This window comes from Halotolerantifilum yawarlongkerapense (assembly GCF_054506745.1).
Genome location: NZ_CP199719.1, coordinates 1712557 through 1735467 on the forward strand (window position 1 = coordinate 1712557; position 22911 = coordinate 1735467).

The following is a 22911-nucleotide window of genomic DNA, read 5'->3' on the forward strand; positions in this document are numbered from 1 at the left end:
AAAAGGTCCCATGCGCGAATCATTCAGCGCATGAGACCTTTTTAAGTTTTTTTAGAAGCTTGCTGTCTCGACGGTATCTACCGTCTCAAAGCCTTTGTTCGCCCAACCACCAGGTGTTTTAGGCGTGCCCATACCGAAGTTGAGGCTCACGGCATCGTATCCGAGCAGTCGCATGATGGCCACCGCTTGACCGGCCGTTTGTCCGGAGTAGCAGTTCACGATGACTTTCTGATCCTTGGGAAGACCCATGGTCTCGATGTCCGACAGCATCGTCTGTCCGTAAGGCGCGTTGAGCGCTCCGGAGATATGCTGGTCTTTGTAGTCATCGTAGCGACGGATCGACAGGAAGATCACATCTTCAGCACCCTCGTCGAGAAGCGCCTTCGCATTGTCTTCTGAAATCTTGTAGTTCGCGTAGGTGTCACCGGCCACATCAGCAAGTCCCTCGTAGTAGGCTACGAAAGCTTCCTTCACAGCGGGATCAACAGCTAGGGTCTCCACATCACCGAAATCATTGGCTTCTGTCTCCGCGTAGCCTTCGAATCCATCTGTCTGGGAAACGCCCAAGTTCCAACCGTAACGGACGCTGTACGCATCGTATCCAGCGAAATTCAGCATAGCAACGGTTTGACCGGCCGTCTGACCTGTGTAGCAGTAGAGGTAGATCGGCTTGTCAGCGGGCAGGTTCTCCAGCACGCTACCGAACTCAGGACCCCAGGGAGCGTTCACAGCACCCTTGATGTGCCCTTCTGCGTAAACATCGGGCTGACGGATGTCCAGCACGAAGAAATCTTCACCGTTGTCGATAGCCGCGAAGACATCCTCGGCACCGACCATGTAGCTGTGATCTGGCTTCTCGTCCATTACCGCACGGGCAATGGCCTGTACGTTAGTTGCACCGAAATCAGCGGTTTCAACAGTATCTACCGTCTCAAAGCCTTTGTTCGCCCAACCACCAGGTGTTTTAGGCGTGCCCATACCGAAGTTGAGGCTCACGGCATCGTATCCGAGCAGTCGCATGATGGCCACCGCTTGACCGGCCGTTTGTCCGGAGTAGCAGTTCACGATGACTTTCTGATCCTTGGGAAGACCCATGGTCTCGATATCCGACAGCATCGTCTGTCCGTAAGGCGCGTTGAGCGCTCCGGAGATATGCTGGTCTTTGTAGTCATCGTAGCGACGGATCGACAGGAAGATCACATCTTCAGCATCCTCGTCGAGAAGCGCCTTCGCATTGTCTTCTGAAATCTTGTAGTTCGCGTAGGTGTCACCGGCCACATCAGCAAGTCCCTCGTAGTAGGCTACGAAAGCTTCCTTCACAGCGGGATCAACAGCTAGGGTCTCCACATCACCGAAATCATTGGCTTCTGTCTCCGCGTAGCCTTCGAATCCATCTGTCTGGGAAACGCCCAAGTTCCAACCGTAACGGACGCTGTACGCATCGTATCCAGCGAAATTCAGCATAGCAACGGTTTGACCGGCCGTCTGACCTGTGTAGCAGTAGAGGTAGATCGGCTTGTCAGCGGGCAGGTTCTCCAGCACGCTACCGAACTCAGGACCCCAGGGAGCGTTCACAGCACCCTTGATGTGTCCTTCTGCGTAAACATCGGGCTGACGGATGTCCAGCACGAAGAAATCTTCACCGTTGTCGATAGCCGCGAAGACATCCTCGGCACCGACCATGTAGCTGTGATCTGGCTTCTCGTCCATCACCGCACGAGCAATGGCCTGTACGTCAGCATCGGCTTCTGGTGCTTCTGGTGCTTCTGGTGCTTCAGCTGGTTCTGCAGGCGTCTCAGCCGGTTCATCTGACTTTTGAATCATTTCCTGTGGCTCATCCTGTGCTGGTGTCTCTCCCGCACAACCGCTGAGGATGGATAGAACCATCATCAGGGATAGTAGTAGTGCTGCGATTCTCTTCTTTTTCATCATCTTTGTAGCCCCCCTTGCTTCTTACGAAGCATCCTGCTGATTAAACTCTACAGCTTCTTCGCCTTCTGGTCTCTGGATCGGTAGTTGTGGATCGCTCGACCACTCCAGATAAGCGCCATCGTAAATCTTAAGGTCCCGGTACCCCGCATTATACAGGGCAACAAATGTCTCGGCACCTCTGACGGATGTTTTGCAGTACATGATCAGTGTATTGTCCGTGTAAAGATCATTGTCCATGTACATGATACGAATGTCCTTCGCTTCTTTAAAAGTTCCGTCTGACTCGTTGTTCTCATTGTAAGGGATCAGAATCGATGTGGGGATCGTACCCTCATCAAACTCCTCGGTGCTCCGCGTATCCAGCAACGTCACCTGTGGATCGGGGTAATTGAGCTGCCCAATCACATCATCAATCGTTGCGTAGTACTCCGACTTGAACTCGCCCGCCGTGTAGGTTGTTTCGGGCAAAGTCGTTACGTCGGTCGTTGTCTCGGCGCCCGCTGCTTTCATCGCTTCGAGACCCCCACTGATGACCTTGAGCTTTGTGTCCTCATGTCCGTAAACAAATAATGTGTACCAGAGACGTGAGGCATCCATATTGTTGTTGCTGTCGTAGATGAGGAGCGTGCTCTCATTGGAGATGCCTTTTTCGCCCATTGTGGTTTCAATCTGCTCTGCCGGTGGAAGCATATTGTTCACCGGTTCGTTGATCATGATTTCGGGTCGCGCGATACTGATCGCTCCCGCCACATGCTCATCCTCGTACTTGTCATAGGTATTCTGCGCATCTACCAGGATGACCCCGGCATCATCTTTCATGGCCAGGGCTTCTTCAGCAGAGATGATAAAATCTCCCGCTTCATCGCTCGCTCCAGCCGTACAACCGGCGACGAGCACAAGAACCATACCCAGCAACATGAACCATTTCAAGCGATTCTTCTGCATAATTCTCCTCCGTTTTGTTACTCTCGAAAAGATCATTCCCGATTGATTGTTAATTCTTCAACAATGCACACTCTCATTATACGCGAGAACCCCCGAAACTCACTATCAGTTTTTCTAATATTGTAACCGTTTCATGAATGCAACGTGAAAAAAGTATCAGACGATCCCTTTGCATCCCCAAGCACATAGAGTATGATAAGGATACAGAAGGGGGGAGCTCGTGCGCGCAGTTCCCACCCCCTATCGCATTACGGACGCCCTTTGCCGAAGGCCGCTCTGCCCCACTGCCCATGTTTTGTATGAAATGGCTGCCAAAAGTTACCTCCCAACGAGCCCCAGCGGGACCTGTTCATCAGGGCTCTTTCATCACATTGGTTTTCGTCTCTACAATCCCGGGTCCACTTTCAAAGCCGATACACTGAGGCGTGATGCAGAGTCTTCCCTACTCGAGAGGATCGCCTCGTGAAAAAAGCAGGTGTATAAGCCGATGAAAAAAAACCTATCTCTCCTCTTGTTCTTGACTTTGGTCGGGAGCTTGGCCACGCTCACGCGCTTTCCCTTCATGCATTCGGACGAGAGCTGGCTGGCTCTACTCAGCCAGGAGATGCTGAGCTCCGGCTCGCTCTCCGCCTCTCATCCTTTTTTCGATTTGTACCCCATGTATCCCCATGCGATCAAGGTCGTCTTCAATCTGCTCCAGATGACTTTCATCGGTTTGTTCGGTACAACGCTTTTCTCCATGCGCCTGCTTTCTTTCCTGGCTTCACTGCTCGCGCTGGGACTTTTCTACCGTCTTCTCAGACACCGCTACGAAGAACAGACAGCCCTTGCCACCGTCCTCCTGCTCGCCCTCAATGTCCAGTGGCTCCATGCCTCGCATATGGCTAGACAGGAAAGCATCCTTCTCGCCTTTCTGCTCGGCGCCTGGCTCTTGATCGATGGCGACAATAGAAAGTTCCCGCGGCTGATCGCCTCCGGAGCCCTGGTCGGGCTGGCCATCGGCGTTCACCCGAATGCCTTCCTAGTTTTCTCCGGGCTCTTCGCAGTCCTCGGTCTTTCGGAGGGAAATCGCCTGAAGCGCTGGTTCTTCTGGGGCCTTCCCATCGGCCTCTTCGCCCTGTTTTTCGTCCTATGGAGCCTCCGGATGGATCCCGATTTTTTCTCCCACTTTTTCTCCTTCGGTTCTACGCTGGGTGTGGACAGTGGTCTGATGACAAAAATCCGTGGGCTTGACGACTATCTCTACAAACTCTATCACGCCATCTCGGGCACCTACTTCGTCCCGCGCCAAAAGCCCCTCTTCTGGTTCTTCGGAGGTCTGCTCCTCTGGTCGATCTTCTCCTCCGGTAAGCACCACGAGTTAAGGGCACCGCTCGCTGGTATCCTGGGTACGCTGATCGGGCTCGTGCTCATCGGTCGTTATAATCAGACGAGCCTGATCTTCTTCTACCCCTATCTCTATGCGCTCTTGGCCGGCCTTCTCCACTCGCTCTCCCAAAGAAAAAAGACCGCGGCCCTCGTGGCCGTCGGTCTGCTATCCCTCTTCCTTTCACTCGCTAACCTTTCTCTCGTGTGGTCCTACGATTATCCTGCCTTCGCGTCATTTCTCTCACGCGAGGTCACGGAGGGACCGGTGCTCGCCAATTTGAATACCGGATTCGCCCTTTCCGATCTTTCCTTCTATGATGTCCGGAATCTAGACCATCTCGAAAGACAGGGGCTCACCTTCTCGGAATACGTGGAAACCCGGGACATCCGTACGGTTGTTCTCTTCGAAGAGATGCACCTATTCTACCAGAAGCGACCGCTCTACAACGCCCTGTACGGTAACCTCTATCCCTACTACGACGAGATGATGGGTTACTTGGGCACACACGGCAGAATCACGGCTGAGATGGACTCGCGCTTCGCCATGCGTGTGGTCGATCTGGCCCTAATAAGACCCTATCGCATCACCGTGTACCGCTTAGAAAGAACGGATGATTAACGGCCGCCTCCGGTGTCAAGGACACCAGGCGGTCTTTTGCTTCTACTATCAAAATGTCATCGGCGAGACGCAAGGCCTCCTCCAGATCATGCGTCACAAAGAGGAAGGTCTTCTGCGTCTGCCGCTGTAGATCCACGACCATCTCCCCCAGTTTTCGCTTCAGTCCCTCATCCAAGCTCCCGAAGGGTTCGTCGAGAAGCAAAACGGAGGGATCGTAGGCCAGGGCCCGTGCGAGCGCCCCACGCTGGCGCATGCCGCCGGAGAGCGCCGGGGGTATTGGTCTTTCGCTTCGCTCAATCCCACGGCCTCCAGCCATCGGTCCACCTGTCCCTCCTCATGGTTTCCCGCGAGGTGCAGGGCATAGGCGACGTTCTCCCCGAGGGTCTTCCAGGGGAGCAACTGATCGAAGGTTTGAAAGACCATCAGCGGACGCGGTCCCCTCACGCGGCCCCGGTGTGGGGTTAACCCCGCTAGGGCACGGAGCAAGGTGGTCTTACCCGAACCCGAGGGCCCCACGAGCACATGGAAACGACCGGGGGTCAGATGACCCGATAGATTCTCAAGGATCACCTGCTTTTCTATAATAACCGTCAACCCATCAAAACGGATCATCCGTACCACCTCCCGATCGTCTGTTCCTCCAAGGTCGAGAACAGATGCTTCTCCACGACGATACCCGTCACGACGATCAGAAAGAGGGCCGCCGTTAGAGCGGGGACGTCAAAAAAAGCCCGCTTCTTGACGATGTAGAAACCAAGCCCCCCGCTTCCACCGATCGCACCGAAAAACATCTCCGCGGCAATCACCGCCCGCCACCCACGGGCGAAGGCCTGTCGTGAACCGGCCATGAGGTGGGGAAGACTGGCGGGTAAGGCGATGTCCTTCAACTGTCGTACCGACGACAATCCGAAGGTCTTCCCCACATCTCGGTAAATCGAGGGAATCGCTTGGAAACCCTTGGCAAGCGCAATATAGAGAGGCCAGAACATCGCGTGCGTCACCAGAAGAAAGAGCGCCGCCGTTCCGATCCCCAACCAGAGAAGAAGGAGGGGCAAGAGGGCGATTCCCGGTAACGGATCGAAGAGTCCCATGAGTAGCGACATCCCTTCCTTGACCCAGAGGGAACGCTCCGATAGCGTGGCGACCAAAATGGCCAACAGCAGGCAAGACACAAAAGCCACTAGGATCAAACCGAGGGAGAGCAGCGCATAACGGTAGATGGACAGGTCACGCAACAGTACCCCTAGCACTTCGATGGGGGAGGGTAGCAGATTGGGGTTAGACAGGAGTAAAGCAGCCCCCCACCAGACCCCAATGAGCACCAGGAGCAAGAGACGACGCCTAGTCATCTCGTCTCGCCGCCCGGTAGCGTTCCGGGCCCCCTTGGATCAACTCCGTATCGATCATATGCAAAACAAAGGCTTCGTAACCATCGACCTCCAGACCATAGGAGGAACGACCTTCCGATAGCCAACGGCCGAGGGTCTCTTCCGATAGCCCGTAGGTCTCAGATAAAATGGACACCGTCTCCTCAGGATGCTCCTCCATGTAATCCAGCGTCTTCGCCAGGGCCTCTTCAAAGGCTTCCAGCCCTTCCGGCTCTTCCCGTAGGAAGGCGCCAGAAGCTACGCCGACGATCAGGGTGAAGGGCCCACCGAAGGCCTCTTCACCCGACAGCACCTCCACCGCACGCCCCCCTTCACGCTCCTCGAGTACATAAGGGAGGGTGGTGAAGTGGAGGGTCACCAGGGGGTCTTGCGACAGGGCCAACATGCCCTCGGGATGATTGAGCGCCACCAACTGATCGTCAAATCGCGTGGCCTCCCCGAAGGCTCGCTCGGCGGCCATGGTCAAGAGGATATGCTGGATGCTCCCCGGCTGAGGGAGCGCAATGCGGTCGGAACTTTCGATCTCCTCGAGCCTGTCGATCCCCGGCTTCCCGTTTAAGGCCAGGTAGGAGCGGTTGAGGCCTGTGAACAAGTACCAATCCATCTCCTTGTCGACACCGATTAAAAAAGGGGGGATTCCCATGAAGCCGATATCGATGCTACCGGTCAGCATCCCCTCCCTGAGGGCTGCACTGTTGTTCACCTGCACCCACTCGATGTCGAGGTCCACATCGAACCCCTTGGCCGCCATGATCTCAAGCGGGGCATAGGGGAGCCCGTACTGCTTGGCAACCTTAAGCTTTCCCCCGTCGGCGCTACAGCCCGTAATGAAAAGGAGTCCGAGCAAAAGGACCAAGAGTAGTCTACGTTCTTTCATTTTCCCTTCCTCCCTTCGACGAGCAGGTTCTCCCTACCCTCGAGCACGCGATTCCGCTCGAAAAACATCCCGATCCTTTGTTCCAGCTCTGCTTGCGATGTGGCCCCGATGATGGCGTAGCCCACGCGGTAGGTGGCATTATCAAAAGGCTCGATCTGATCGCCCGGAGATACGAACCACTCACTCACCACCTCTCCGGGTACCGTCTCATGAAGCAGTTCCGTCACCCGACCAGGCCGGGCGAAGAGTAGCTGTACACTGAGGTGTGAAAATCGGGTATCCTCCTGGGTGTGCTCGGGTATCTCGACCTCCCCATCGAGGTGGCTGGCGATCAGGAGTCCCAGAAGGTCCACACCCGTGACGAGGGGGACGAAGACATCTTCATAGGCTCCACCCAAACGACAGGCGATCTCGTTGATCACAGGACCCCTTTCGCCGAGGAGCATCTGATAGTAAATGGGCCCTTCCTGAATAACGAAGGCCCGGGTGATCTGATCTGCCAAGGATCGAATCTCGTTCTCTATGCCGCGGGCTGCCCGCGACGGGTACAAGTGCTCGGTACAGATTCCAATGCTCCTGCCGTTTTCCGTGGTCACACGGTCTGTGATGGTGAACACGTGGGTTTCTCCACCGGACACCCATCCGGTCACCGTGACCTCCCGCGATGGATAGTATCCCTCCAGAAGGAGCTGATTCTCTCGGGTGAATCGAAAACTATCATCGATGGCCGTGGACAGTTCTTGGGGCCGATCTATGCGATAGACCCCCCGCTGTCCCTGGGCATCTAAGGGCTTCACCACCCAGGGAAGGGGAAAAGGAATCTCGTCTGGTCGCGTCTGTCGATCGACGAAAAGAAAGGGGGCGGTGGGGAGCCCCGCATCCACGAATCTCATCTTCATGGCCCGCTTGTTCGTGACCAGATATGCCGTTTCAGGATCAATAGGAGTCGGTAGATCCAATCGCTCCGCCACGTGAGCCATGGTACGGACCGGTTGATCCGTCCCCATGGTCATTACGGCGGAAACGGACTTGTCCCTAGCCACGATCAGATTGGCCTCGAGATCAAAAGTACTGATCTGAACATGTGCATCGGCAAGCTCTTCCGCGTGGGGGTGCTCATAGTAGTCCGTCAGGATCACTTCGTGTCCCAATGCTTTCAAGCGACGGATCCCATTTTCCTGGCACCTCCCGCCTCCTAAGAATAATACGCGCATGTTCATCTCCTCTCAGCTATCTGGTAAAGGGGGCCTTTGGCCCTGAATCGATCTAATAAGGGAAGGGTGCCGTGGTAAAGGATCAGCCGTCCGTAGAGTTTCGCCAGGCGTAGCAAAGTGTAGTTGCTCATACCGTGGTGCCGCGGCCGGAGACTTCCCTCCACCGTAACAGGGCACTTCGATCTTCCGAGCAGATAGGCGGAAAGGTACAAGAATCGATAGGGATACCGGTGCAGCTCACAAACAATCTCCCGCTTGAAAGCCCTGAGGCTAGAGATCTTGATCTGGGTGGGCTTACCGACCAAGAAGTTGAAGGTGCGATCGGTCAAAAAAGACCCCCAACGTCGATAGTGCTTGTGTGGTTTGACGACCGGAACAACAAAGGCCAAATCCGCACCTGCTGAGATGGCCGCGAGCAATCTGTGGATCTCCGAAGCCGGGTGTTGTCCATCATCATCCATGGTGATGAGCACTTCGCCCTTGGACTCGATAATCCCACCGGCCAAGGCATTCTGTTGTCCTCGGTTTTCCGTAAGACGTAGGCCGCGCAAGCGGGAATCCCCCGCACAAAGGGTTTCGATTACCGCCCAGCTCCCATCGGGACTGGCGTCGTCCACAAGGATTATCTCGTAGTCGATCTTCAGAAGTGCCCCCTGGATTTCGGAAACCACCCTTTCGAGAGAAGCTGCTGCTCGGTACACCGGAATAATGATCGATAGCATGTGTTGGTCACCTCCATAGCTAAGCAGTCCCATTTTTCCACAAAAAAATTTTTTCGTCAACCTCCACTGCGGTATAATAAAGATGGAGGTGTTACCAATGATTCTACTGATTTCACACGACGCACTGCCCGCTTCGGGACTTGCGACGATCTATCTGATGGACGACGAACTCACAATCTCGGGGCCCAAGGAGCATCGTGATGCACTGAAAAACCACATGAAACGTTATGACCGAGAAAAGAAAGAGGCTTTCGTCAAGGTAAGTGTGCTCACAGAGGATGATGTCCTCTTTGCTTATCCGGGATCCAAACCCCTCGCGCATCTGGCGGGACAGGTTTTCAAGGCTCTTCAGGACCTCGGGGTGAGTACCGGCGTGATCCACGCACCGCATCTCGTTTCCGAGGAGGCGGAGCGATTCTTCGAAGGTTTGGGGCTCGCCGATTACCGGTTCGACCGCTATCGATCGGAAAAGAAAGAAGCTCGCGATCTCAATCTATGCCTCGAAGGAGCAACGGCACCCGTGGATGCCGCCGCCTTCGGTCTGTCTCTTGCAGAAGCCACGAACCTGACGCGCGATCTTGTCAACACACCAGCCAACGACCTGTACCCAGAAGATCTCGCCGCTGCATGCGACACCTTGTTTTCCGATCTCCCCGTTGAGGTGACGGTCCATGAGGAGGGCGCGATCCGTGCCTTCGGTATGACCGCCTATCTCGAGGTCGCCAGAGGATCCGTTCACGCGCCCAGATTGATCCTCCTTCGCTACGAAGGAGCACCGGATCAACCGGAGGAACTGACGGCTTTCATCGGCAAGGGACTCACTTACGACTCAGGTGGCTACTCGATCAAGAGCAAAGAGGGTATGCTGGACATGAAATCCGATATGGGTGGTTCCGCCGCTGTCATCGGTGCCCTGCGTCTGATTGCCGAACGCGCCCTCCCCGTGAACATCGTGGGCGTCATCGCCGCCTGCGAGAACATGATCTCTGGTGGCAGTTACCATCCGGGGGATATCATCGGGAGTATGGGTGGAAAATCTATCTACATCAAGTCCACGGATGCCGAGGGACGATTGACACTGGCCGATGCACTCACCTTCAGCCAGCGTGAACTCAAGGCCAAGCGACTGGTGGACATCGCCACCCTCACCGGTGGCCAGGTGGTGGCCCTTGGTCAAGAGCGCATCGGTAGCCAATCCAATGACGATACCTTCCACGCGCTGCTCGACCGGGCTTCCGAACGCTCTGGGGAAAAGATCTGGCGCATGCCCCATGATGACGCCTATGGTGATCTGATCAAGCACCACGAGGCTGATCTGACCAACGCTGCCAGAGAGGCCAGCATGGTGACCGCGGGCATGTTCTTGATGAACTTCGTGGAGGATCGCCCTTGGATCCACCTGGATATCGCAGGACCGGCCTTCACCGACAAAGCAACACCCACGGGACCGAAGGGTGCCACCGGCGCCGGAGTTCGTCTTCTCTATCGTCTGGCCGAGGAGCTTGTCTGATCATGAGGACCGACCTGGACTGCATGGGGGATATGTGCCCCCTCCCGGTGCTCAAGATCGACCGGACGTTTCAACGCATGGAAGTGGGCGATAGCGTGGTCGTGGCCATCGACCATAGTTGTGTGCTCACTTCCCTAGAGGACAAATACAAAGCCCCGACCTTCACCGTCGACGTTGACGAGGTGATGACCGGGGTCTGGGAAGTCACGATCACAAAGGTACGTTAACAGAAGCTCTTGTTCCCCACTTCTTTGAACGCATCGATGAATTCCTTCACCGCTTCATTCTCCATGCTCTGATTGGTATAAACCAAATAGATATGATTCAAGAGATCAAATCCTTTGATCTCTATTTTTTTGTATTGTTTGCGATAGAGTTCCTTTTTCACAGCGCTGTAGGGGATGAAGGCAATCCCGTAGCGGTGGGACAGTGAATTTTTCACCGCTTCCACGGCATCGAGGCTGAACAGGATATTCAGATCGTCGAGACCCTGGTTATGCTCCGCTAGATTCTTGCGAATGATCTCTTCAATCCGAACGTTATCGTTAAGCATGATAATCGGATAAGAAGATAAATCCTTAGCGTTAATCTCTTCTTCAATGTCAAAATTGGCCTCAGCCACGAGCACCACCTCATCGATGCCCACTTCAACGCCCAACACGTTTTCATTCTCCGGTTCACCGTAGACAAACCCAATATCGGCGATCCCGTTGTTGACCACCTCGATGATATCTTTTGATCCGTTGGATTTCAACTCATAGTTGTGGAGCGGGAATCTCTTCTTCATATCGTAGAGCGTACAAGGTAGCGCGTAGTTCGCGATGGGCCAAGAGGCCTCGATCGTAATCTTGCGACTGTTGCGATCGGCATTCGATAGCTCTTCTTGCATCTTGTTGTAGGTTCTAACGATGTTATTCGCGTATTTCAGAACGATCAAGCCCATGTCCGTCAACTCGACACCCTTGTTCGATCGCGTGAGCAGCGGATAACCCAACGTCTCCTCAAGCCTCTGGATCTGCTGGCTCAGAGCAGACTGCGAGATGTGCGATGAGTTCGCCACCTTGGATATCGATTTCGCCATGGCGACTTTATAAAAGTAAGCAAAGCATTCTATGTGCATACGATCAGCTCCAAACTCCATTGTTTATGCCTTGGGTCCATTATATCATCTATTATAAGAAAAACCGATAGCAAGTGAGAATGTTATCCTCTATCATTATCACAAAATCCGAGCAAGGAAGCTGTCCCCTCTATGCGTGCAGAGTAGCGAGTGAACTTGTTTCTTTCGCTGCGCTTGTTGAACGCTCCTCCTTTCTGACACTAGAGACTCCTCGTGGGCTATGTTAGAATACTAGTAGATACGACGTTTATGAAAGCAGCTGAAAAGGAGCGTGATCCAGTGATCGATCGGAACGATAAAAGCTCCGCAGGAGGAAAGGCCGACGGTTCTTCTTCTGAAAAACATACCGATTCAAAACTGCGTTCTTCTGTCCGTCGCAAGGGGGGCAAGAAAGCAAACCAGATCCCACGAGGACTTGCTCTCCTCACCATGGTCTTGTTTATCGGCTATTTGTTCGCCCAGAAAAGTCCAGTCCTCGGTTTCTTCTGGCTGTCGGGCATCGCCTTCGGATTCATCTTGCAGCGCGCGAGATTCTGCTTCACCGCCTCAATGCGCGATCCCATGCTGACGGGCATGACCAGCTTAGCGCGTGCAGTGCTCGTGGCTTTCGCCATCACCACCCTTGGCTTCGCCGCCATCAAGTACGGCTTCTTCGTCCGGGGATTACCCATCCCCGGACAAGGCTACGTCGTACCCATCAGCTTCGCCACGCTAGCCGGTGGCTTCATCTTTGGCATAGGAATGGTCATCGCCGGCGGATGTGCTTCCGGCACGTTGATGCGCGTGGGCGAAGGATTCACCATGCAGATGATCTCCCTCGTCTTCTTCATCATCGGATCTTTCTGGGGAGCCCATGACTTCGGCTGGTGGACGAGGACCTTTATCGCCGGAGGCAAGTCGGTTTTCCTTCCTGATTATTTCGGGTGGTTCGGAGCCGTCGCTCTCCAGTTGATCGTGATTGCCGCCCTTTTTATCTTGGCAGACCGATGGGAGGAGAAAAGAACAACACGCTAGTCACACGATAATCGAACATACCAAGCGGGAGGTTTTAGCCTTGTCTTTAAAACCCTTTGACGCATTGCATGAAAACAAATACTACAAGAGATGGTTTCGAGATGCCTTTCCCTACATCACTGGCGCAGTCTTACTTAGCATTTTGCAGATCGCCACATTGGCAGTCACGGGTAATCCCTGGGGCGTCTCGGGCCCGCTGGCCCACTGGGGGGCTTGGTTCTTCGAAGCGATCGGTGGTGACGTTAGCTCGTGGTTCTACTTCCGTTCACAAGCGGCAAGCTCTACCCTTGAGTCAGGCTTTCTCGCCCATGGAGAAAGCATCCGAAACGTCGGCTTAATCATCGGCGCTCTGTTGGCCACGCTCATGGCCTCAGGTTTCAGAATCAAGAGAATCAAGAACCCCAATCAGATCGTCGCGGCTGTTCTCGGTGGACTCATGATGGGCTACGGTGCCCGTATCGCCTTCGGTTGCAACATCGGTGCTTTCTACTCGGGTGTCGCTTCCCTCTCGCTCTCTGGCTGGATCTTTGGCATCGCCCTGTTTCTCGGTGTGATTGTGGGTAGCAAACTACTCATTCGATTCTTTCTATAGCCCTCACCTGTTCATCTTGATCGGGAAAAGCATCCTCCGGCGAAGGTCCCGGGAGGTGCTTTTTAATTGACAAAAAAAAGAACACGCCACCTAGTCGGTGTTCACGTGTTCTTGATGTCGCCTGTGTCGCTTTTTCTTGCGGCATATAATCTGATCGGAGCCACAAGCGATGCATGCCTTCTCATCCTGTACAAGTCCCACTTCAAAGGTGGCGCCACACGCTTCACAGCTATAGAGGCACCCTCGGATCTCGTAATCACCGCCCTCGATTTTGATGGCGTGACCCTCGATCAGGGCCCTGGCCACTTTCACGCGCGCTTCCTCAAGAATCAGCTGAAAGGTCTGCCGGGAAACGTGCATGGCCTCCGCACAGTCCGACTGGTGCATGCCCTCAAGATCCTTGAGGCGGATGGCCTCGAGTTCTTCGAGCTTCAGGGTCTCTTCCTCGAGTAAAACCGTGGGGATCCCCTGAGGTTTAAAATAATGATGGAGAGGCGAATAAGCGATTCGTCTCTTTTTCTTTGGTCTAGGCATCCTGCTCACGACACTTAGGGCAGATGCCGTTCATCAGCACCGTGATGTCATCCACCAGTGCGCCGAAGGTCTGCTCTACATAGTGCTGGTCTTTCAACATGCTGAGCATCAGCTCATCGTCTTTGTACTCGATCAGCGCATCACAGGTTCTGCACTTCAGGTGCACGTGAAGGCGGTTGCCCGAGTACATGATCAGTTCGTAATAACGGGCATCATGAAGAGAAATCTCCTTGATGATCCTGTGTTGCTTCAGAACATCCAGGTTGCGATACACCGTGGGCACGCTGATATTCTTGTCCTTCACCATCTCCACGAGATCCTCCGGTTTCAAATGATCATTGGTTTCGAGAAACAAACGGATGATCTCCGTCCGGGGGTACGTGATCTTGAGGCCCTCGGCCTTGAGTTTTTCTAGGATCAAATCCAATCGGTTATCCACGGTCATCGCTCCTTTTTAATCGTGATGATGTGAGTCGTGATTACATACTTCGTCGGTACTCTCTAGGGTCCCGGACAAATAGGAGGAGACGACTTCATCGATATTTCCCTTGGCTCCTACGATGACCTCCACCCCTGCATCCTTGAACAACAGCTGGGCAGCTGCTCCCATCCCCCCCGAGATAATCAGATCGACACCGTGTTCCTTAAGGTACCCGGGTAAGAAACCGGGACGGTGGCCGGGATTATCAATGGTCTTTTTTTCCTGAATCTCGCGATTCTCAACGGTATAAAACGTATACTTCTTGCAGTGTCCAAAGTGTTGGGCGACTTGTCCGGCTTCTGTTGCCACGGCTAATTTCATATACATGACTCCTCTCTCCTCGTCTACTTATGAAAAACAAACAACGCACGTTCTCCGTAAATCTCCTCGACTGTCGCTCGTAGGTGATCGGTCACCTCCACGAGGGCTCTGGAGGCCGGAGACGCTGGGTCAAAAGCGACCACGGGTTTCAATCGGTTGACCGCTCGCGCCACGGCCGGGTCATAGGGTATGCGTCCAAGTATTTTGATAGAATATTCACGAGCCTTTTGCTCTATTTTATCAGATAGGGAGGGGTTCAAGTCAAATTTATTTACAATCAACCCCGCCTTTAGCTTAAAATGTTCGACAATTCCCCAAACTCGTTGGAAATCGCGGGCTCCAGAGAGCGTGGGTTCGGTCACGATCACGACGAAATCTGCACCTGTGATCGCACTCATAACCGAACATGCCACCCCGGGGGATGAGTCGATCAAATAGCGCTCGCCTCCGCTCCCCTTGGCCTTCTGCCGAAGCCGACTGATCAGCTTTCCAGATCCCTCCGCACCAATCTCCATGTCAGCATGAAAGAGGGGAGCCCCCCGCTCCGGCTGTGACGTCAGGAGATCCGCGGTCTTCTCTTCGAAAAGCCCGATTGCTTCTTCAGGGCACCCGACAACGCAAGCGTTGCAACCTTCGCATAAATAGGGATTCACGTGGTAACGACCTTCTTTCCAATCGATCGCTTCATACCGACACAAGTTGTCGCATCGTCCGCAGGCGGAGCAACGTTCCGAATCGATCTTGGCGACTTTGGCCCCATAGAAAACTTCCGACGCCTGTGTCTTGGGAGAGAGGAGCAGGTGTAGATTCGATGCATCCACATCGGCATCCACTTTCACAAGATCAGGCAGCAAGTAGGCCAAGGCCCCGGATACTGTTGTCTTACCTGTACCCCCTTTTCCGCTGATTACCGCGATTTCAAACATTTCGGACCTCCTCCATCAGCCTCCTGTAGATCTGCTTGAATAATCCAGAGAAGGCACCGACATCCCAAAGCATCTGACCCTCGGAGAGAGCACGGGCTGCGGTCTCCGAAAAAGGTAATTTTCCTAGCATCGGCAGGTTCTCCTCTTCCAAGTAATCCTCAACCACATGATCTTCCTCACCCGCGCGGTTAAGGACAACACCGTGGGGAATACCGAGCTGTCTCATCAAACGGACGGCCAGGTTCAAATCATGTAAACCGAAGGCCGTCGGTTCGGTCACGATCATCGCGTAATCTGCTCCCTTCGAAGCGGCGATCACGGAGCAACTGGTCCCCGGGGGGGCATCGATGAATGCATTTTCTTCTACCGGCAACAGGGCCTTTGCTTGATGGATGACCGGTACAGCCGTTTCTACCATCAAGTTTAGCTCTCCCCGAGCATACCCGGGCCCACGGTGCAGGTGACCGATCGTTTTCGGCACCTCCTCGATAGCGTTCACCGGGCACACGATGCTACAGGCACCACAACCGTGGCAGAGGTCCTCGAAAAGCATCACTTCTTCTGAAACCATTGCGAGCGCATTGTATTGGCATGTCTGTATGCATTTCCCGCAGGATATGCAGGTCTCCCGATCGACTCTCGGAAGCATCAGGACCGCTTCATTCACCGATTCGATCTCCGGATCCAAGAAGAGGTGCCCGTTGGGCTCCTCGACATCGAGATCCAGGTAGGTGAAGCCCGAAAGCACGGCCAGATGGGTACTGACCGTCGTCTTTCCCGTTCCCCCCTTGCCACTGAGTACGACCACACGCATGTCTAGCCCTCCTGGAGAAGAGACAGATTGCCCGCTACCACGTCATCGATCGTACCCGCGATGGTCGCACTCTTTAGCGCGTATCCACGGACTTTTCCTTTATTGAGTACCGTGGAGGCCTTTGGTCCGAGATGCCCGGTGACCACGATTTCTGCACCTAGGGAGAGGGCCAGTTGTCCCGCCTTAACACCTGCTCCAGAATTCTCCTTCGCCGCTTCGTTCTCGATGAACGTGATCTCTTTCGTATCGGTATCATAGAGACAGAAATAGGCCCCTCGCCCAAAGTGTTCGTCCACCGCTCCGTTCAAGTATGCTTCTTTCGCTGTGATCAAGACCTTCACGCTAACATCTCCTTTACTCTTTTCACCAGTGCTTCGTTAATCTGATCCGCGAAAACAAGATTCTCTTTCTCATACAATTCTATCCGACCCTCGTCGGAAAGTACCGCCAGGTTCGGATCGATTGGCATGCGCAACAAAACCTCTGCCTTGAGCTCCTTTGCGATCTCTTCGATCTTCGAAGGGCCGAAGAGTTCGTAGGTCTTACCGTTATCCGGACAGAGGAAAAAACTCATGTTCTCGACGAATCCTAGGATTGGAACAGAAAGCATCTGCGCCATCTTCAGGGATTTTGTCACGATCAAGCCTACGAGATCTTGAGGTGAGGTGACTAGGATCATACCATCGATAGGAATCGACTGCATGACAGTCAGGGGCACATCTCCCGTTCCCGGGGGCATATCGATGAGGAGCACATCCAGCGCGCCCCAATCAACCTCCGTGTAGAATTGCTTGACCGTCTGATTGAGAATTGGTCCTCTCCAGATCACGGGATGATCCTGGTGTTCAAGAATATTATTGATCGATACGACCTTAATCCCCGAAGTGGTCTCGACAGGCCGAAGCCCTTTTGGTGTCCCCACGATCTTCTGATCCGCCACACCCATGACCTTGGGAATCGAAGGACCCGTGATATCCGCATCGATCACACCCACCGATAGCCCTGCGGAATGAAGTGCCGTGGCCAGTAAGGCTGTGACGGAAGATTTTCCAACCCCACCTTTGCCACTCATAACAGCGATGATTTTTTTCGCCTGACTATGTGTGTTCATCTGCTCCTTTTGTATCATCGTCTACCTCCTTGTTGTTATTGGCATATGCTAATAACAGAATACGCCTCTCCTCAGTGCTTGTCAACAAGGATTCCTCAGCTCGCTACGATTGTTTTCTCTCCTGCCCGTGATATAATGGTGGAGGACAAATCGACAATAACCACTGCACTGTGAAACCGCGAGGGTGATCCAACTTGAAATCAGTTTATCTTTATACAGATGGCGCATGCGCCAACAACCAGAGCACAGAGAATGTCGGGGGCTGGGGAAGCATCCTGGTCTACCAGGGCCACGAGAAAGAACTCTATGGTGGCATTGTGAACACGACGAACAACATCATGGAGCTCACGGCAATCATCGAAGGCCTCAAGGCCCTCAAGAGCCGTGACCTGATGGTACACGTCTTCTCCGATAGCGCCTATGTCGTCAATTGTTTCCACCAGAAATGGTATGTGAACTGGCGTAAAAAGGGCTGGAGAACGTCCAAGAACTCACCTGTGGAAAATCGAGCCCTCTGGGAAGAGCTCCTCGAACTCGTGGAAAGCTTTCACGAGGTGCATTTCTTCAACGTCAAAGGACACCTCAATGTGAACGATGAGCGAGAGATGGACAAATGGTACCGCCGCTTCAACGAAAAAAACCCCGGCTTCATCACCCGGGAGGCTTTCGACGAAATCGTCGAAAAAAACCATCGTGCCGATGAACTGGCAAACATCGGGATGATGGAAATCAAATCATGATCCGCTGGAGAAAAGCGGGAAAATAAGAAAAAGCGGCGCCTTTGGCTCCGCTTTTTCTTATTTCTTTCTATTTGATCAGGCTGTCGCCCATTTCACTCAGTGCCTCTTCCCGGTCTCTCAAGGAATCGATCACCAGCTGGAGATGCTCGGTCATATCCACACCCAACTCAGCGGCGCCCTTCTCGATCTCCTCACGGTTAACGGCTCGAGCAAAAGCCTTATCCTTGAGCTTCTTCTTGACACTCTTGACCTTCATTCCTTCAAAACCGTTGGGGCGTACGAGGGCTACGGCGACGACAAACCCACTCAGTTCATCGACGGCATAGAGCGTCTTGGCCAGGCGTGTCTCCCGCGGTGTATCGGTATAGTCCGCGTGTCCTTTGACCGCTGTCACAAAATGCTCAGGATAGCCGGCCTCTTTCAAGATTTCTACACCCTTTAGGGGGTGCTCATCGGGATACTTCTCATAGTCGATGTCGTGTAGCAGACCCACAGCCGCCCATTCTTCCACAGGCTCATCCCACACTTTAGCGTAGCCCATCATGCTGGCCTCAACGGCATAGGCGTGCTTGAGCAGACTGTCCGTCTTGGTGTACTGTTTCAGAAGTGCCAAGGTCTTCTCTCGATCGTACATCACACGTTCCCCTTCCTATGGAAAAGGGGTCGACATCCTCGGTTGTCGACCCGTTTTTCTTCTAGTAGTTTGATTCCTTGAGTTCGAAGTTCCCCTGATCGCGGAGGCATGTCGGGCACATCTTGGGTGCCTTTTCTCCCACGTGCACATAACCGCACACGCGACACTTCCATCGAACGGCCTCGTCCTTTTCAAACACACGCTCTTTCTCGACATTCGCAGCCAGCTTGCGATAGCGCATCTCATGCTCTACCTCAACCTTAGCGACATTTCTAAAAGTCGCAGCTACTTGCTTGAAACCTTCCATGTCCGCCACATTGGCAAACTCGGGATAAAGCTCCGTGTGCTCTTCGTTCTCACCGGCTGCAGCTTCTAACAGGTTCTCATGGGTCGTACCCACTTTACCTGCTGGGTAAGTCGCCGTGATCTCCAGGGGACCACCCTCGAGGAAGCTGAAAAAGCGCTCGGCGTGAATCAGTTCATTCTCCGCTGTTTCCATGAAGATGGCCGCGATCTGTTCGTAGCCCTCTTCTTTTGCCTTCTCTGCAAACAACGTGTACCGACTTCTCGCCTGTGATTCCCCCGCGAAAGCCTTCAACAAATTTTTCTCTGTTTTTGTTCCTTTGATACTCATCCTATCCCGTCCTCTCGTAAACTATTCTGCGTCTGCTTCTGGTGTGAAGACCCTTTGTCCGAGCTCTCGATCCATCATGAGAAGACCGTTGCCCTTACCATCGATCCACTTCAACTGATCCAAGATCCCCTCGGCTGTGTCCTCTTCCTCTACCTGCTCATCCACAAACCAATCGAGCAGATTTTTCGAGGCATAATCTTTTTCTTCGAGCGCCACATCCATCATGTGATGGATTCTGCTCGTGATGTGCTTCTCGTGGTTGAGTGCGTCAGAAAAGATTTCGAGGACATCGCTCCACTCGAACTTGGGTTCTTCGATGGCCATTAACTTCACACGGCCCCCACGCTCGTTGAGGTGGTACATGAATTTTTCAGCATGGAATTTTTCCTCTTCGGCCTGAACGCGCATCCAGCTGGAGAAGCCCGGTAGACTAGCGTCTTCTAGGTAATTCGCCATCGAGAGGTACAGGTATGATGAAAAGAGCTCTTCGTTGATCTGCTTGTTAAATTCTTCTTGCATTCTTTTGTTCATGGTTCTCCTCCTTAACATACATTAAAGAGGCGCTAAATGGCCTCTTTAATAGTAATATTCTTTATAAGTCACCTTTCCAGTGACCGTGTACGTTACAGTACTCTCTGGCGTACTTCACCGTCTCATCTGTCTTGAAGACCGCGATGGGCTCATCACCAGGCTTCAAGTACTTTCTAAGCAGCTTTTCGCCGGCCAGTAACTCGATCCACTCGATGTAGTGTTTCTCCTCCATCGGATGAAGTGTAGAGCCGACCGTCACTTTGTATCCGCCATCAATTTCTTCGATCACAGGTACGTGTTTTTCTGTCGCCATGTCAGCTGTCTGTTCTTCCATCAGCTTCATGGTCTCACCACAGCATACCAAATCAGCGTCGCCACCATGATTGACCATAACGATGTTTCCACAGATTTCACATTTGTATACTTCAAAACGTTTAGGCATTGATAAATCCTCCTATTTCTCCTTCAAACTACAATTCTTGCAAATCCCCTTAACATAAAGATGTGTTTCCTTAACACGATGGCCACCCAGCTCAAATTCCCGATGCACGGTTTCGCTTACGGGAAAATCGATCACCCTGTCGCAGACTTCACATTTAAAATGACCGTGAAGATGCATATCCGCGTCATATCGGGTCTCGTGGTCTTCGATGGCGATCAGTTGTGCTACACCTCGTTCCACAAAGAGATTCAACGTATTATAAACCGTCGTCTTGGACAACGTCGGCATCTCTGGAATCAAATCCCGATAAATCTGATCGATCGAAGGGTGTTCCCTCGTATCCATCAGGTATTCGTAGATTTTGATCCGCTGATAAGACGGCTTGATGTCATTCTCTTTCAGAAAGAGACCGATATCTTTCGGGTGATACTGCATAAGTCGGATGACTCCTCTCTATCGTCTATGCGACGGGTTCAAACATATCCTTTCCAACACCACAGAGCGGGCAAACCCAATCGTCCGGGATGTCTTCAAAAGATGTTCCAGGTGCTACGCCACCATCAGGATCGCCTACTTCAGGATCATAGATGTAACCACAAGCTGTGCATTCATACTTCATATTTACCTTCCTCCTTTTTTATCTACTCAACAGGTTCAAACATGTCTTTGCCTACGCCGCAAAGCGGGCAAACCCAATCGTCCGGAATATCCTCAAAGGCAGTTCCCGGAGCAACGTCCCCATCGGGATCACCTACGGCCGGATCGTAAATGTAACCACAAGCAGTACATTCCCACTTCATATAAACCCTCCTTCGATCTATGCTGTTGTCATACACTGTATTTTTTACCCATACAATTGTGAATCAATCTACTTTTTCACTGAATAGTAGCATCGTTTGGGAGAAAAAATCTTCTCTTCCGATTTTAGTGCCTTCATTGTTTTGTCGAGTTCTTTTTTCTCAACACCCAAGTGCTCGGCAATTTCTCCGGTGCGCATCGGCTCCGATGACGCGAGCAGATCCAACACCGATCCTTTGATATCCACTGGCCAATAACCCCCTTCTCATATTGTAACAATTACAAAATCAGTCTACCATATGCCCTTGTTCGCGTCAAGCTCCGCTCAACCGGTGAAAGATATACAAGCCAATCATGGCACAATAAATCGCCGGTAGAATCGTTGCGTAATGCCGGTACAGGCGCTTCATGTCCACCCGGAAATACTCTAAGGTTAGTACCTGGCACATATGGAGGGGAGAAATGTAATAGAATACGAAGGCACTGGTGTAGATGAACATCCCGTAGATCAGCCGTTCATCCGGTGTGTTCGCCAAGGGTAGGATCAGGGGATACAAGATGGCGATTCCCGGTTGCGTGGAAGCCATGGGAAAAGAAATGAGCGCCGCCGCCAGGAAGATCAGTAATTCCACGGGTAAACCCGTTTGAAAGAGATTCTCGAGGACCACGAAAAGCTCCTCCAGATGGTCCACGCTGGTCTTAAACAGCATAATCCCTAGGATCGCCAATACCATGCCAGGCCGGAACCCTTGGCGTACGAGCTGGAAGAAAGCTTGGGCCTCCCGTCCCTCCCATCGGTGGAGGCCCCAGGCCACTGCAATCCCGAGGAGCAGGGACAGATAAAAGGGAAGTGAGAAGACGATCACCCCGAGCAAGCTCACGAGGATCGGGGAGGCGTTTTTCAAAAATGCGCCCAGGTGCACGAGACGATGCTCGGTATGCATATGCTCAGGCGCTTCCGCCGGTGCCAAGAGAATGAAGTAACCCACGAGATACATCACCACGGCGATCGGCAACTGGATCTTGATCAGATCCAGCATGGCAAAACCACCGAGTTCCACCGCCAGGATCATGGGTGGAGACAAGGGATAGATAAAGTAGAGCGCATGGCGGAAAACCAGATTCACAGCTGCCCTGCGATCGGAAGACAATTGCAGCCGCTCTCCAAGTTCATCCACCACCGGACAACTGAGCAGGGCTCCTCCGGTGACGAGTAGTGTCCCGATAATCGCAGGGGCCAGCAGGATTGTCAGCTTGGCGCTCTTCAAAAAACCTTCCAATGCCAGAATCATACGGTCGAGCAAACCGTACCGGTCCATCAAATGACCGAGGACCGTGATCAGGGCGATACTCAGGGCCAAGTTCACCGTCGTGGTATCGACGATTGTATCGAGGATTACCGACCCTATCGTTCCAAAGTCCCTACCGTTGAAAAGGAGCAGCAGGACCGATCCCACCACTAGCGACAGACCGATGTTGATTTTTTTAGCCGCCATAAAAAGGACCACCGTCATGGCTAATACAAGCGAAAGTATGACCATTCTTCTCTCCTTTGTTCGTTAGTAAGGCGAAATATCATTTCTATTTTAACATAGCTCACCTGATAAAAACTAGGAGATAAAAAACCCGATGGCTTCTTCTCAA

The 22911-nt window shown here is 52.9% G+C and carries 32 protein-coding genes; 7 read left to right on the plus strand and 25 right to left on the minus strand.

The annotated features are described in order from the left end of the window. Positions 1-51: 51 nt before the first annotated feature. On the minus strand, positions 52-1932 hold the full coding sequence (locus ACULM0_RS08285; protein WP_463677082.1) for a rhodanese-like domain-containing protein: 1881 nt from the start codon (positions 1930-1932) through the stop codon (positions 52-54). Positions 1933-1953: 21 nt separating this feature from the next. Continuing rightward, the gene (locus ACULM0_RS08290) at positions 1954-2877 is read right to left on the minus strand and encodes a sulfurtransferase (RefSeq protein ID WP_463677083.1); all 924 of its coding nucleotides are present in this window, start codon (positions 2875-2877) and stop codon (positions 1954-1956) included. 220 nt (positions 2878-3097) lie between these two features. Between ACULM0_RS08290 and ACULM0_RS08295 the strand changes: the two genes are divergently transcribed. Then, complete coding sequence (locus tag ACULM0_RS08295) at positions 3098-3343, plus strand: hypothetical protein (RefSeq protein WP_463677084.1); 246 nt, start codon at positions 3098-3100, stop codon at positions 3341-3343. Between the two features lie 21 nt (positions 3344-3364). Continuing rightward, the gene (locus ACULM0_RS08300; protein WP_463677085.1) at positions 3365-4864 is read left to right on the plus strand and encodes an ArnT family glycosyltransferase; all 1500 of its coding nucleotides are present in this window, start codon (positions 3365-3367) and stop codon (positions 4862-4864) included. Here the strand turns inward: ACULM0_RS08300 and ACULM0_RS08305 are convergent. The 6 genes from ACULM0_RS08305 to ACULM0_RS08330 are packed head-to-tail and all read right to left on the minus strand — an operon-like array spanning position 4830 to position 9065. Continuing rightward, a complete protein-coding gene (locus tag ACULM0_RS08305; protein ID WP_463677086.1) occupies positions 4830-5039 on the minus strand; it encodes a hypothetical protein in 210 nt (69 codons plus the stop codon). The genes ACULM0_RS08300 and ACULM0_RS08305 overlap by 35 nt on opposite strands. Next, entirely contained in the window at positions 5024-5476 is a 453-nt protein-coding gene (locus ACULM0_RS08310) for an ATP-binding cassette domain-containing protein (RefSeq protein WP_463677087.1), read from the minus strand. The genes ACULM0_RS08305 and ACULM0_RS08310 overlap by 16 nt, the downstream gene beginning before the upstream one ends. Then, positions 5473-6213 carry an ABC transporter permease gene (locus tag ACULM0_RS08315; RefSeq protein ID WP_463677088.1) on the minus strand — a complete coding sequence of 247 codons (741 nt, stop codon included), beginning with the start codon at positions 6211-6213 and terminating at the stop codon, positions 5473-5475. Before ACULM0_RS08315 ends, ACULM0_RS08310 begins: the two co-directional genes overlap by 4 nt. Beyond that, positions 6206-7129 carry an ABC transporter substrate-binding protein gene (locus tag ACULM0_RS08320; protein ID WP_463677089.1) on the minus strand — a complete coding sequence of 308 codons (924 nt, stop codon included), beginning with the start codon at positions 7127-7129 and terminating at the stop codon, positions 6206-6208. Before ACULM0_RS08320 ends, ACULM0_RS08315 begins: the two co-directional genes overlap by 8 nt. Next, positions 7126-8343, minus strand: a complete 1218-nt coding sequence (locus ACULM0_RS08325) for an ATP-grasp domain-containing protein (protein WP_463677090.1) — start codon at positions 8341-8343, stop codon at positions 7126-7128. The genes ACULM0_RS08320 and ACULM0_RS08325 overlap by 4 nt, the downstream gene beginning before the upstream one ends. Positions 8344-8345: 2 nt before the next feature. After that, positions 8346-9065 carry a glycosyltransferase gene (locus ACULM0_RS08330; protein ID WP_463677091.1) on the minus strand — a complete coding sequence of 240 codons (720 nt, stop codon included), beginning with the start codon at positions 9063-9065 and terminating at the stop codon, positions 8346-8348. Positions 9066-9162: 97 nt separating this feature from the next. On the opposite strand from ACULM0_RS08330, the gene ACULM0_RS08335 reads away from it, so the two are divergent. Together ACULM0_RS08335 and ACULM0_RS08340 are read left to right on the plus strand one after the other, a co-directional pair. Further along, the gene (locus tag ACULM0_RS08335; RefSeq protein WP_463677092.1) at positions 9163-10575 is read left to right on the plus strand and encodes a leucyl aminopeptidase family protein; all 1413 of its coding nucleotides are present in this window, start codon (positions 9163-9165) and stop codon (positions 10573-10575) included. Positions 10576-10577: 2 nt separating this feature from the next. Beyond that, a complete protein-coding gene (locus ACULM0_RS08340) occupies positions 10578-10802 on the plus strand; it encodes a sulfurtransferase TusA family protein (RefSeq protein ID WP_463677093.1) in 225 nt (74 codons plus the stop codon). Here ACULM0_RS08340 and ACULM0_RS08345 read toward each other — a convergent pair. Beyond that, entirely contained in the window at positions 10799-11695 is an 897-nt protein-coding gene (locus tag ACULM0_RS08345) for a LysR family transcriptional regulator (RefSeq protein WP_463677094.1), read from the minus strand. The two genes, ACULM0_RS08340 and ACULM0_RS08345, sit on opposite strands and share 4 nt — an antisense overlap. A gap of 249 nt (positions 11696-11944) precedes the next feature. Here ACULM0_RS08345 and ACULM0_RS08350 point away from each other — a divergent pair, with 249 nt between their 5' ends. Beyond that, on the plus strand, positions 11945-12709 hold the full coding sequence (locus tag ACULM0_RS08350; RefSeq protein WP_463677095.1) for a YeeE/YedE thiosulfate transporter family protein: 765 nt from the start codon (positions 11945-11947) through the stop codon (positions 12707-12709). A gap of 40 nt (positions 12710-12749) precedes the next feature. Continuing rightward, positions 12750-13301 (plus strand): YeeE/YedE thiosulfate transporter family protein, encoded by a 552-nt coding sequence (locus tag ACULM0_RS08355; protein WP_463677096.1) that lies wholly within the window; start codon positions 12750-12752, stop codon positions 13299-13301. 90 nt (positions 13302-13391) lie between these two features. Here ACULM0_RS08355 and ACULM0_RS08360 read toward each other — a convergent pair whose 3' ends face one another. The 7 genes from ACULM0_RS08360 to ACULM0_RS08390 are packed head-to-tail and all read right to left on the minus strand — an operon-like array spanning position 13392 to position 17506. Next, positions 13392-13835, minus strand: a complete 444-nt coding sequence (locus ACULM0_RS08360; protein ID WP_463677097.1) for a DUF134 domain-containing protein — start codon at positions 13833-13835, stop codon at positions 13392-13394. Next, positions 13828-14274, minus strand: coding sequence for a Fur family transcriptional regulator (locus tag ACULM0_RS08365; RefSeq protein WP_463677098.1), 447 nt, complete (start codon positions 14272-14274; stop codon positions 13828-13830). Before ACULM0_RS08365 ends, ACULM0_RS08360 begins: the two co-directional genes overlap by 8 nt. Before the next feature lie 15 nt (positions 14275-14289). Next, positions 14290-14643, minus strand: a complete 354-nt coding sequence (locus ACULM0_RS08370) for a NifB/NifX family molybdenum-iron cluster-binding protein (protein WP_463677099.1) — start codon at positions 14641-14643, stop codon at positions 14290-14292. Between the two features lie 17 nt (positions 14644-14660). Continuing rightward, complete coding sequence (locus tag ACULM0_RS08375) at positions 14661-15563, minus strand: ATP-binding protein (protein ID WP_463677100.1); 903 nt, start codon at positions 15561-15563, stop codon at positions 14661-14663. Then, positions 15556-16377: an ATP-binding protein gene (locus ACULM0_RS08380; RefSeq protein ID WP_463677101.1), complete on the minus strand. Its 822-nt coding sequence runs from the start codon at positions 16375-16377 to the stop codon at positions 15556-15558. Before ACULM0_RS08380 ends, ACULM0_RS08375 begins: the two co-directional genes overlap by 8 nt. 2 nt (positions 16378-16379) lie before the next feature. Continuing rightward, positions 16380-16718 carry a NifB/NifX family molybdenum-iron cluster-binding protein gene (locus tag ACULM0_RS08385; protein ID WP_463677102.1) on the minus strand — a complete coding sequence of 113 codons (339 nt, stop codon included), beginning with the start codon at positions 16716-16718 and terminating at the stop codon, positions 16380-16382. Continuing rightward, positions 16715-17506 carry an Mrp/NBP35 family ATP-binding protein gene (locus tag ACULM0_RS08390; RefSeq protein WP_463677103.1) on the minus strand — a complete coding sequence of 264 codons (792 nt, stop codon included), beginning with the start codon at positions 17504-17506 and terminating at the stop codon, positions 16715-16717. The genes ACULM0_RS08385 and ACULM0_RS08390 overlap by 4 nt, the downstream gene beginning before the upstream one ends. 176 nt (positions 17507-17682) lie before the next feature. Between ACULM0_RS08390 and ACULM0_RS08395 the strand changes: the two genes are divergently transcribed. Further along, on the plus strand, positions 17683-18228 hold the full coding sequence (locus ACULM0_RS08395) for an RNase H family protein (protein WP_463677104.1): 546 nt from the start codon (positions 17683-17685) through the stop codon (positions 18226-18228). Between the two features lie 67 nt (positions 18229-18295). Here the strand turns inward: ACULM0_RS08395 and ACULM0_RS08400 are convergent, their stop codons facing one another. The 9 genes from ACULM0_RS08400 to ACULM0_RS08440 all read right to left on the minus strand — a co-directional run bounded on the left by ACULM0_RS08400 (position 18296) and on the right by ACULM0_RS08440 (position 22808). Beyond that, positions 18296-18862, minus strand: a complete 567-nt coding sequence (locus ACULM0_RS08400; RefSeq protein ID WP_463679872.1) for an HD domain-containing protein — start codon at positions 18860-18862, stop codon at positions 18296-18298. A gap of 61 nt (positions 18863-18923) precedes the next feature. After that, a complete protein-coding gene (gene rbr, locus ACULM0_RS08405) occupies positions 18924-19496 on the minus strand; it encodes a rubrerythrin (RefSeq protein ID WP_463677105.1) in 573 nt (190 codons plus the stop codon). A 21-nt stretch (positions 19497-19517) separates the two neighbouring features. Continuing rightward, positions 19518-20027 carry a ferritin gene (locus ACULM0_RS08410; RefSeq protein ID WP_463677106.1) on the minus strand — a complete coding sequence of 170 codons (510 nt, stop codon included), beginning with the start codon at positions 20025-20027 and terminating at the stop codon, positions 19518-19520. A gap of 61 nt (positions 20028-20088) precedes the next feature. Continuing rightward, entirely contained in the window at positions 20089-20469 is a 381-nt protein-coding gene (locus ACULM0_RS08415) for a desulfoferrodoxin (protein WP_463677107.1), read from the minus strand. A gap of 12 nt (positions 20470-20481) precedes the next feature. Continuing rightward, complete coding sequence (locus ACULM0_RS08420) at positions 20482-20904, minus strand: Fur family transcriptional regulator (RefSeq protein ID WP_463677108.1); 423 nt, start codon at positions 20902-20904, stop codon at positions 20482-20484. A 25-nt stretch (positions 20905-20929) separates the two neighbouring features. Continuing rightward, positions 20930-21088, minus strand: coding sequence for a rubredoxin (rd, locus tag ACULM0_RS08425; RefSeq protein ID WP_463677109.1), 159 nt, complete (start codon positions 21086-21088; stop codon positions 20930-20932). 22 nt (positions 21089-21110) lie between these two features. Then, on the minus strand, positions 21111-21269 hold the full coding sequence (gene rd / locus ACULM0_RS08430) for a rubredoxin (RefSeq protein WP_463677110.1): 159 nt from the start codon (positions 21267-21269) through the stop codon (positions 21111-21113). Between the two features lie 68 nt (positions 21270-21337). Beyond that, positions 21338-21514 (minus strand): MarR family transcriptional regulator, encoded by a 177-nt coding sequence (locus tag ACULM0_RS08435; protein ID WP_463677111.1) that lies wholly within the window; start codon positions 21512-21514, stop codon positions 21338-21340. 67 nt (positions 21515-21581) lie between these two features. After that, on the minus strand, positions 21582-22808 hold the full coding sequence (locus ACULM0_RS08440; protein ID WP_463677112.1) for a DUF401 family protein: 1227 nt from the start codon (positions 22806-22808) through the stop codon (positions 21582-21584). Positions 22809-22911 lie beyond the last annotated feature (103 nt).

Excerpts from the sequence above, each read along its gene's own strand:
- ACULM0_RS08315 (WP_463677088.1), bottom strand. The coding sequence starts at position 6,213 with ATGACTAGGCGTCGTCTCTTGCTCCTGGTGCTCATTGGGGTCTGGTGG.
- ACULM0_RS08310 (WP_463677087.1), bottom strand. The coding sequence starts at position 5,476 with ATGATCCGTTTTGATGGGTTGACGGTTATTATAGAAAAGCAGGTGATC.
- ACULM0_RS08375 (WP_463677100.1), bottom strand. The coding sequence starts at position 15,563 with ATGTTTGAAATCGCGGTAATCAGCGGAAAAGGGGGTACAGGTAAGACA.
- ACULM0_RS08320 (WP_463677089.1), bottom strand. The coding sequence starts at position 7,129 with ATGAAAGAACGTAGACTACTCTTGGTCCTTTTGCTCGGACTCCTTTTC.
- ACULM0_RS08360 (WP_463677097.1), bottom strand. The coding sequence starts at position 13,835 with ATGCCTAGACCAAAGAAAAAGAGACGAATCGCTTATTCGCCTCTCCAT.
- ACULM0_RS08340 (WP_463677093.1), top strand. The coding sequence starts at position 10,578 with ATGAGGACCGACCTGGACTGCATGGGGGATATGTGCCCCCTCCCGGTG.
- ACULM0_RS08335 (WP_463677092.1), top strand. The coding sequence starts at position 9,163 with ATGATTCTACTGATTTCACACGACGCACTGCCCGCTTCGGGACTTGCG.
- ACULM0_RS08440 (WP_463677112.1), bottom strand. The coding sequence starts at position 22,808 with ATGGTCATACTTTCGCTTGTATTAGCCATGACGGTGGTCCTTTTTATG.
- ACULM0_RS08330 (WP_463677091.1), bottom strand. The coding sequence starts at position 9,065 with ATGCTATCGATCATTATTCCGGTGTACCGAGCAGCAGCTTCTCTCGAA.
- ACULM0_RS08350 (WP_463677095.1), top strand. The coding sequence starts at position 11,945 with ATGAAAGCAGCTGAAAAGGAGCGTGATCCAGTGATCGATCGGAACGAT.
- ACULM0_RS08300 (WP_463677085.1), top strand. The coding sequence starts at position 3,365 with ATGAAAAAAAACCTATCTCTCCTCTTGTTCTTGACTTTGGTCGGGAGC.
- ACULM0_RS08400 (WP_463679872.1), bottom strand. The coding sequence starts at position 18,862 with ATGTACGATCGAGAGAAGACCTTGGCACTTCTGAAACAGTACACCAAG.
- ACULM0_RS08325 (WP_463677090.1), bottom strand. The coding sequence starts at position 8,343 with ATGCGCGTATTATTCTTAGGAGGCGGGAGGTGCCAGGAAAATGGGATC.
- ACULM0_RS08390 (WP_463677103.1), bottom strand. The coding sequence starts at position 17,506 with ATGATACAAAAGGAGCAGATGAACACACATAGTCAGGCGAAAAAAATC.
- rd (WP_463677109.1), bottom strand. The coding sequence starts at position 21,088 with ATGAAGTATGAATGCACAGCTTGTGGTTACATCTATGATCCTGAAGTA.
- rbr (WP_463677105.1), bottom strand. The coding sequence starts at position 19,496 with ATGAGTATCAAAGGAACAAAAACAGAGAAAAATTTGTTGAAGGCTTTC.
- rd (WP_463677110.1), bottom strand. The coding sequence starts at position 21,269 with ATGAAGTGGGAATGTACTGCTTGTGGTTACATTTACGATCCGGCCGTA.
- ACULM0_RS08380 (WP_463677101.1), bottom strand. The coding sequence starts at position 16,377 with ATGCGTGTGGTCGTACTCAGTGGCAAGGGGGGAACGGGAAAGACGACG.
- ACULM0_RS08420 (WP_463677108.1), bottom strand. The coding sequence starts at position 20,904 with ATGCAGTATCACCCGAAAGATATCGGTCTCTTTCTGAAAGAGAATGAC.
- ACULM0_RS08290 (WP_463677083.1), bottom strand. The coding sequence starts at position 2,877 with ATGCAGAAGAATCGCTTGAAATGGTTCATGTTGCTGGGTATGGTTCTT.
- ACULM0_RS08285 (WP_463677082.1), bottom strand. The coding sequence starts at position 1,932 with ATGATGAAAAAGAAGAGAATCGCAGCACTACTACTATCCCTGATGATG.
- ACULM0_RS08415 (WP_463677107.1), bottom strand. The coding sequence starts at position 20,469 with ATGCCTAAACGTTTTGAAGTATACAAATGTGAAATCTGTGGAAACATC.
- ACULM0_RS08345 (WP_463677094.1), bottom strand. The coding sequence starts at position 11,695 with ATGCACATAGAATGCTTTGCTTACTTTTATAAAGTCGCCATGGCGAAA.
- ACULM0_RS08410 (WP_463677106.1), bottom strand. The coding sequence starts at position 20,027 with ATGAACAAAAGAATGCAAGAAGAATTTAACAAGCAGATCAACGAAGAG.
- ACULM0_RS08370 (WP_463677099.1), bottom strand. The coding sequence starts at position 14,643 with ATGTATATGAAATTAGCCGTGGCAACAGAAGCCGGACAAGTCGCCCAA.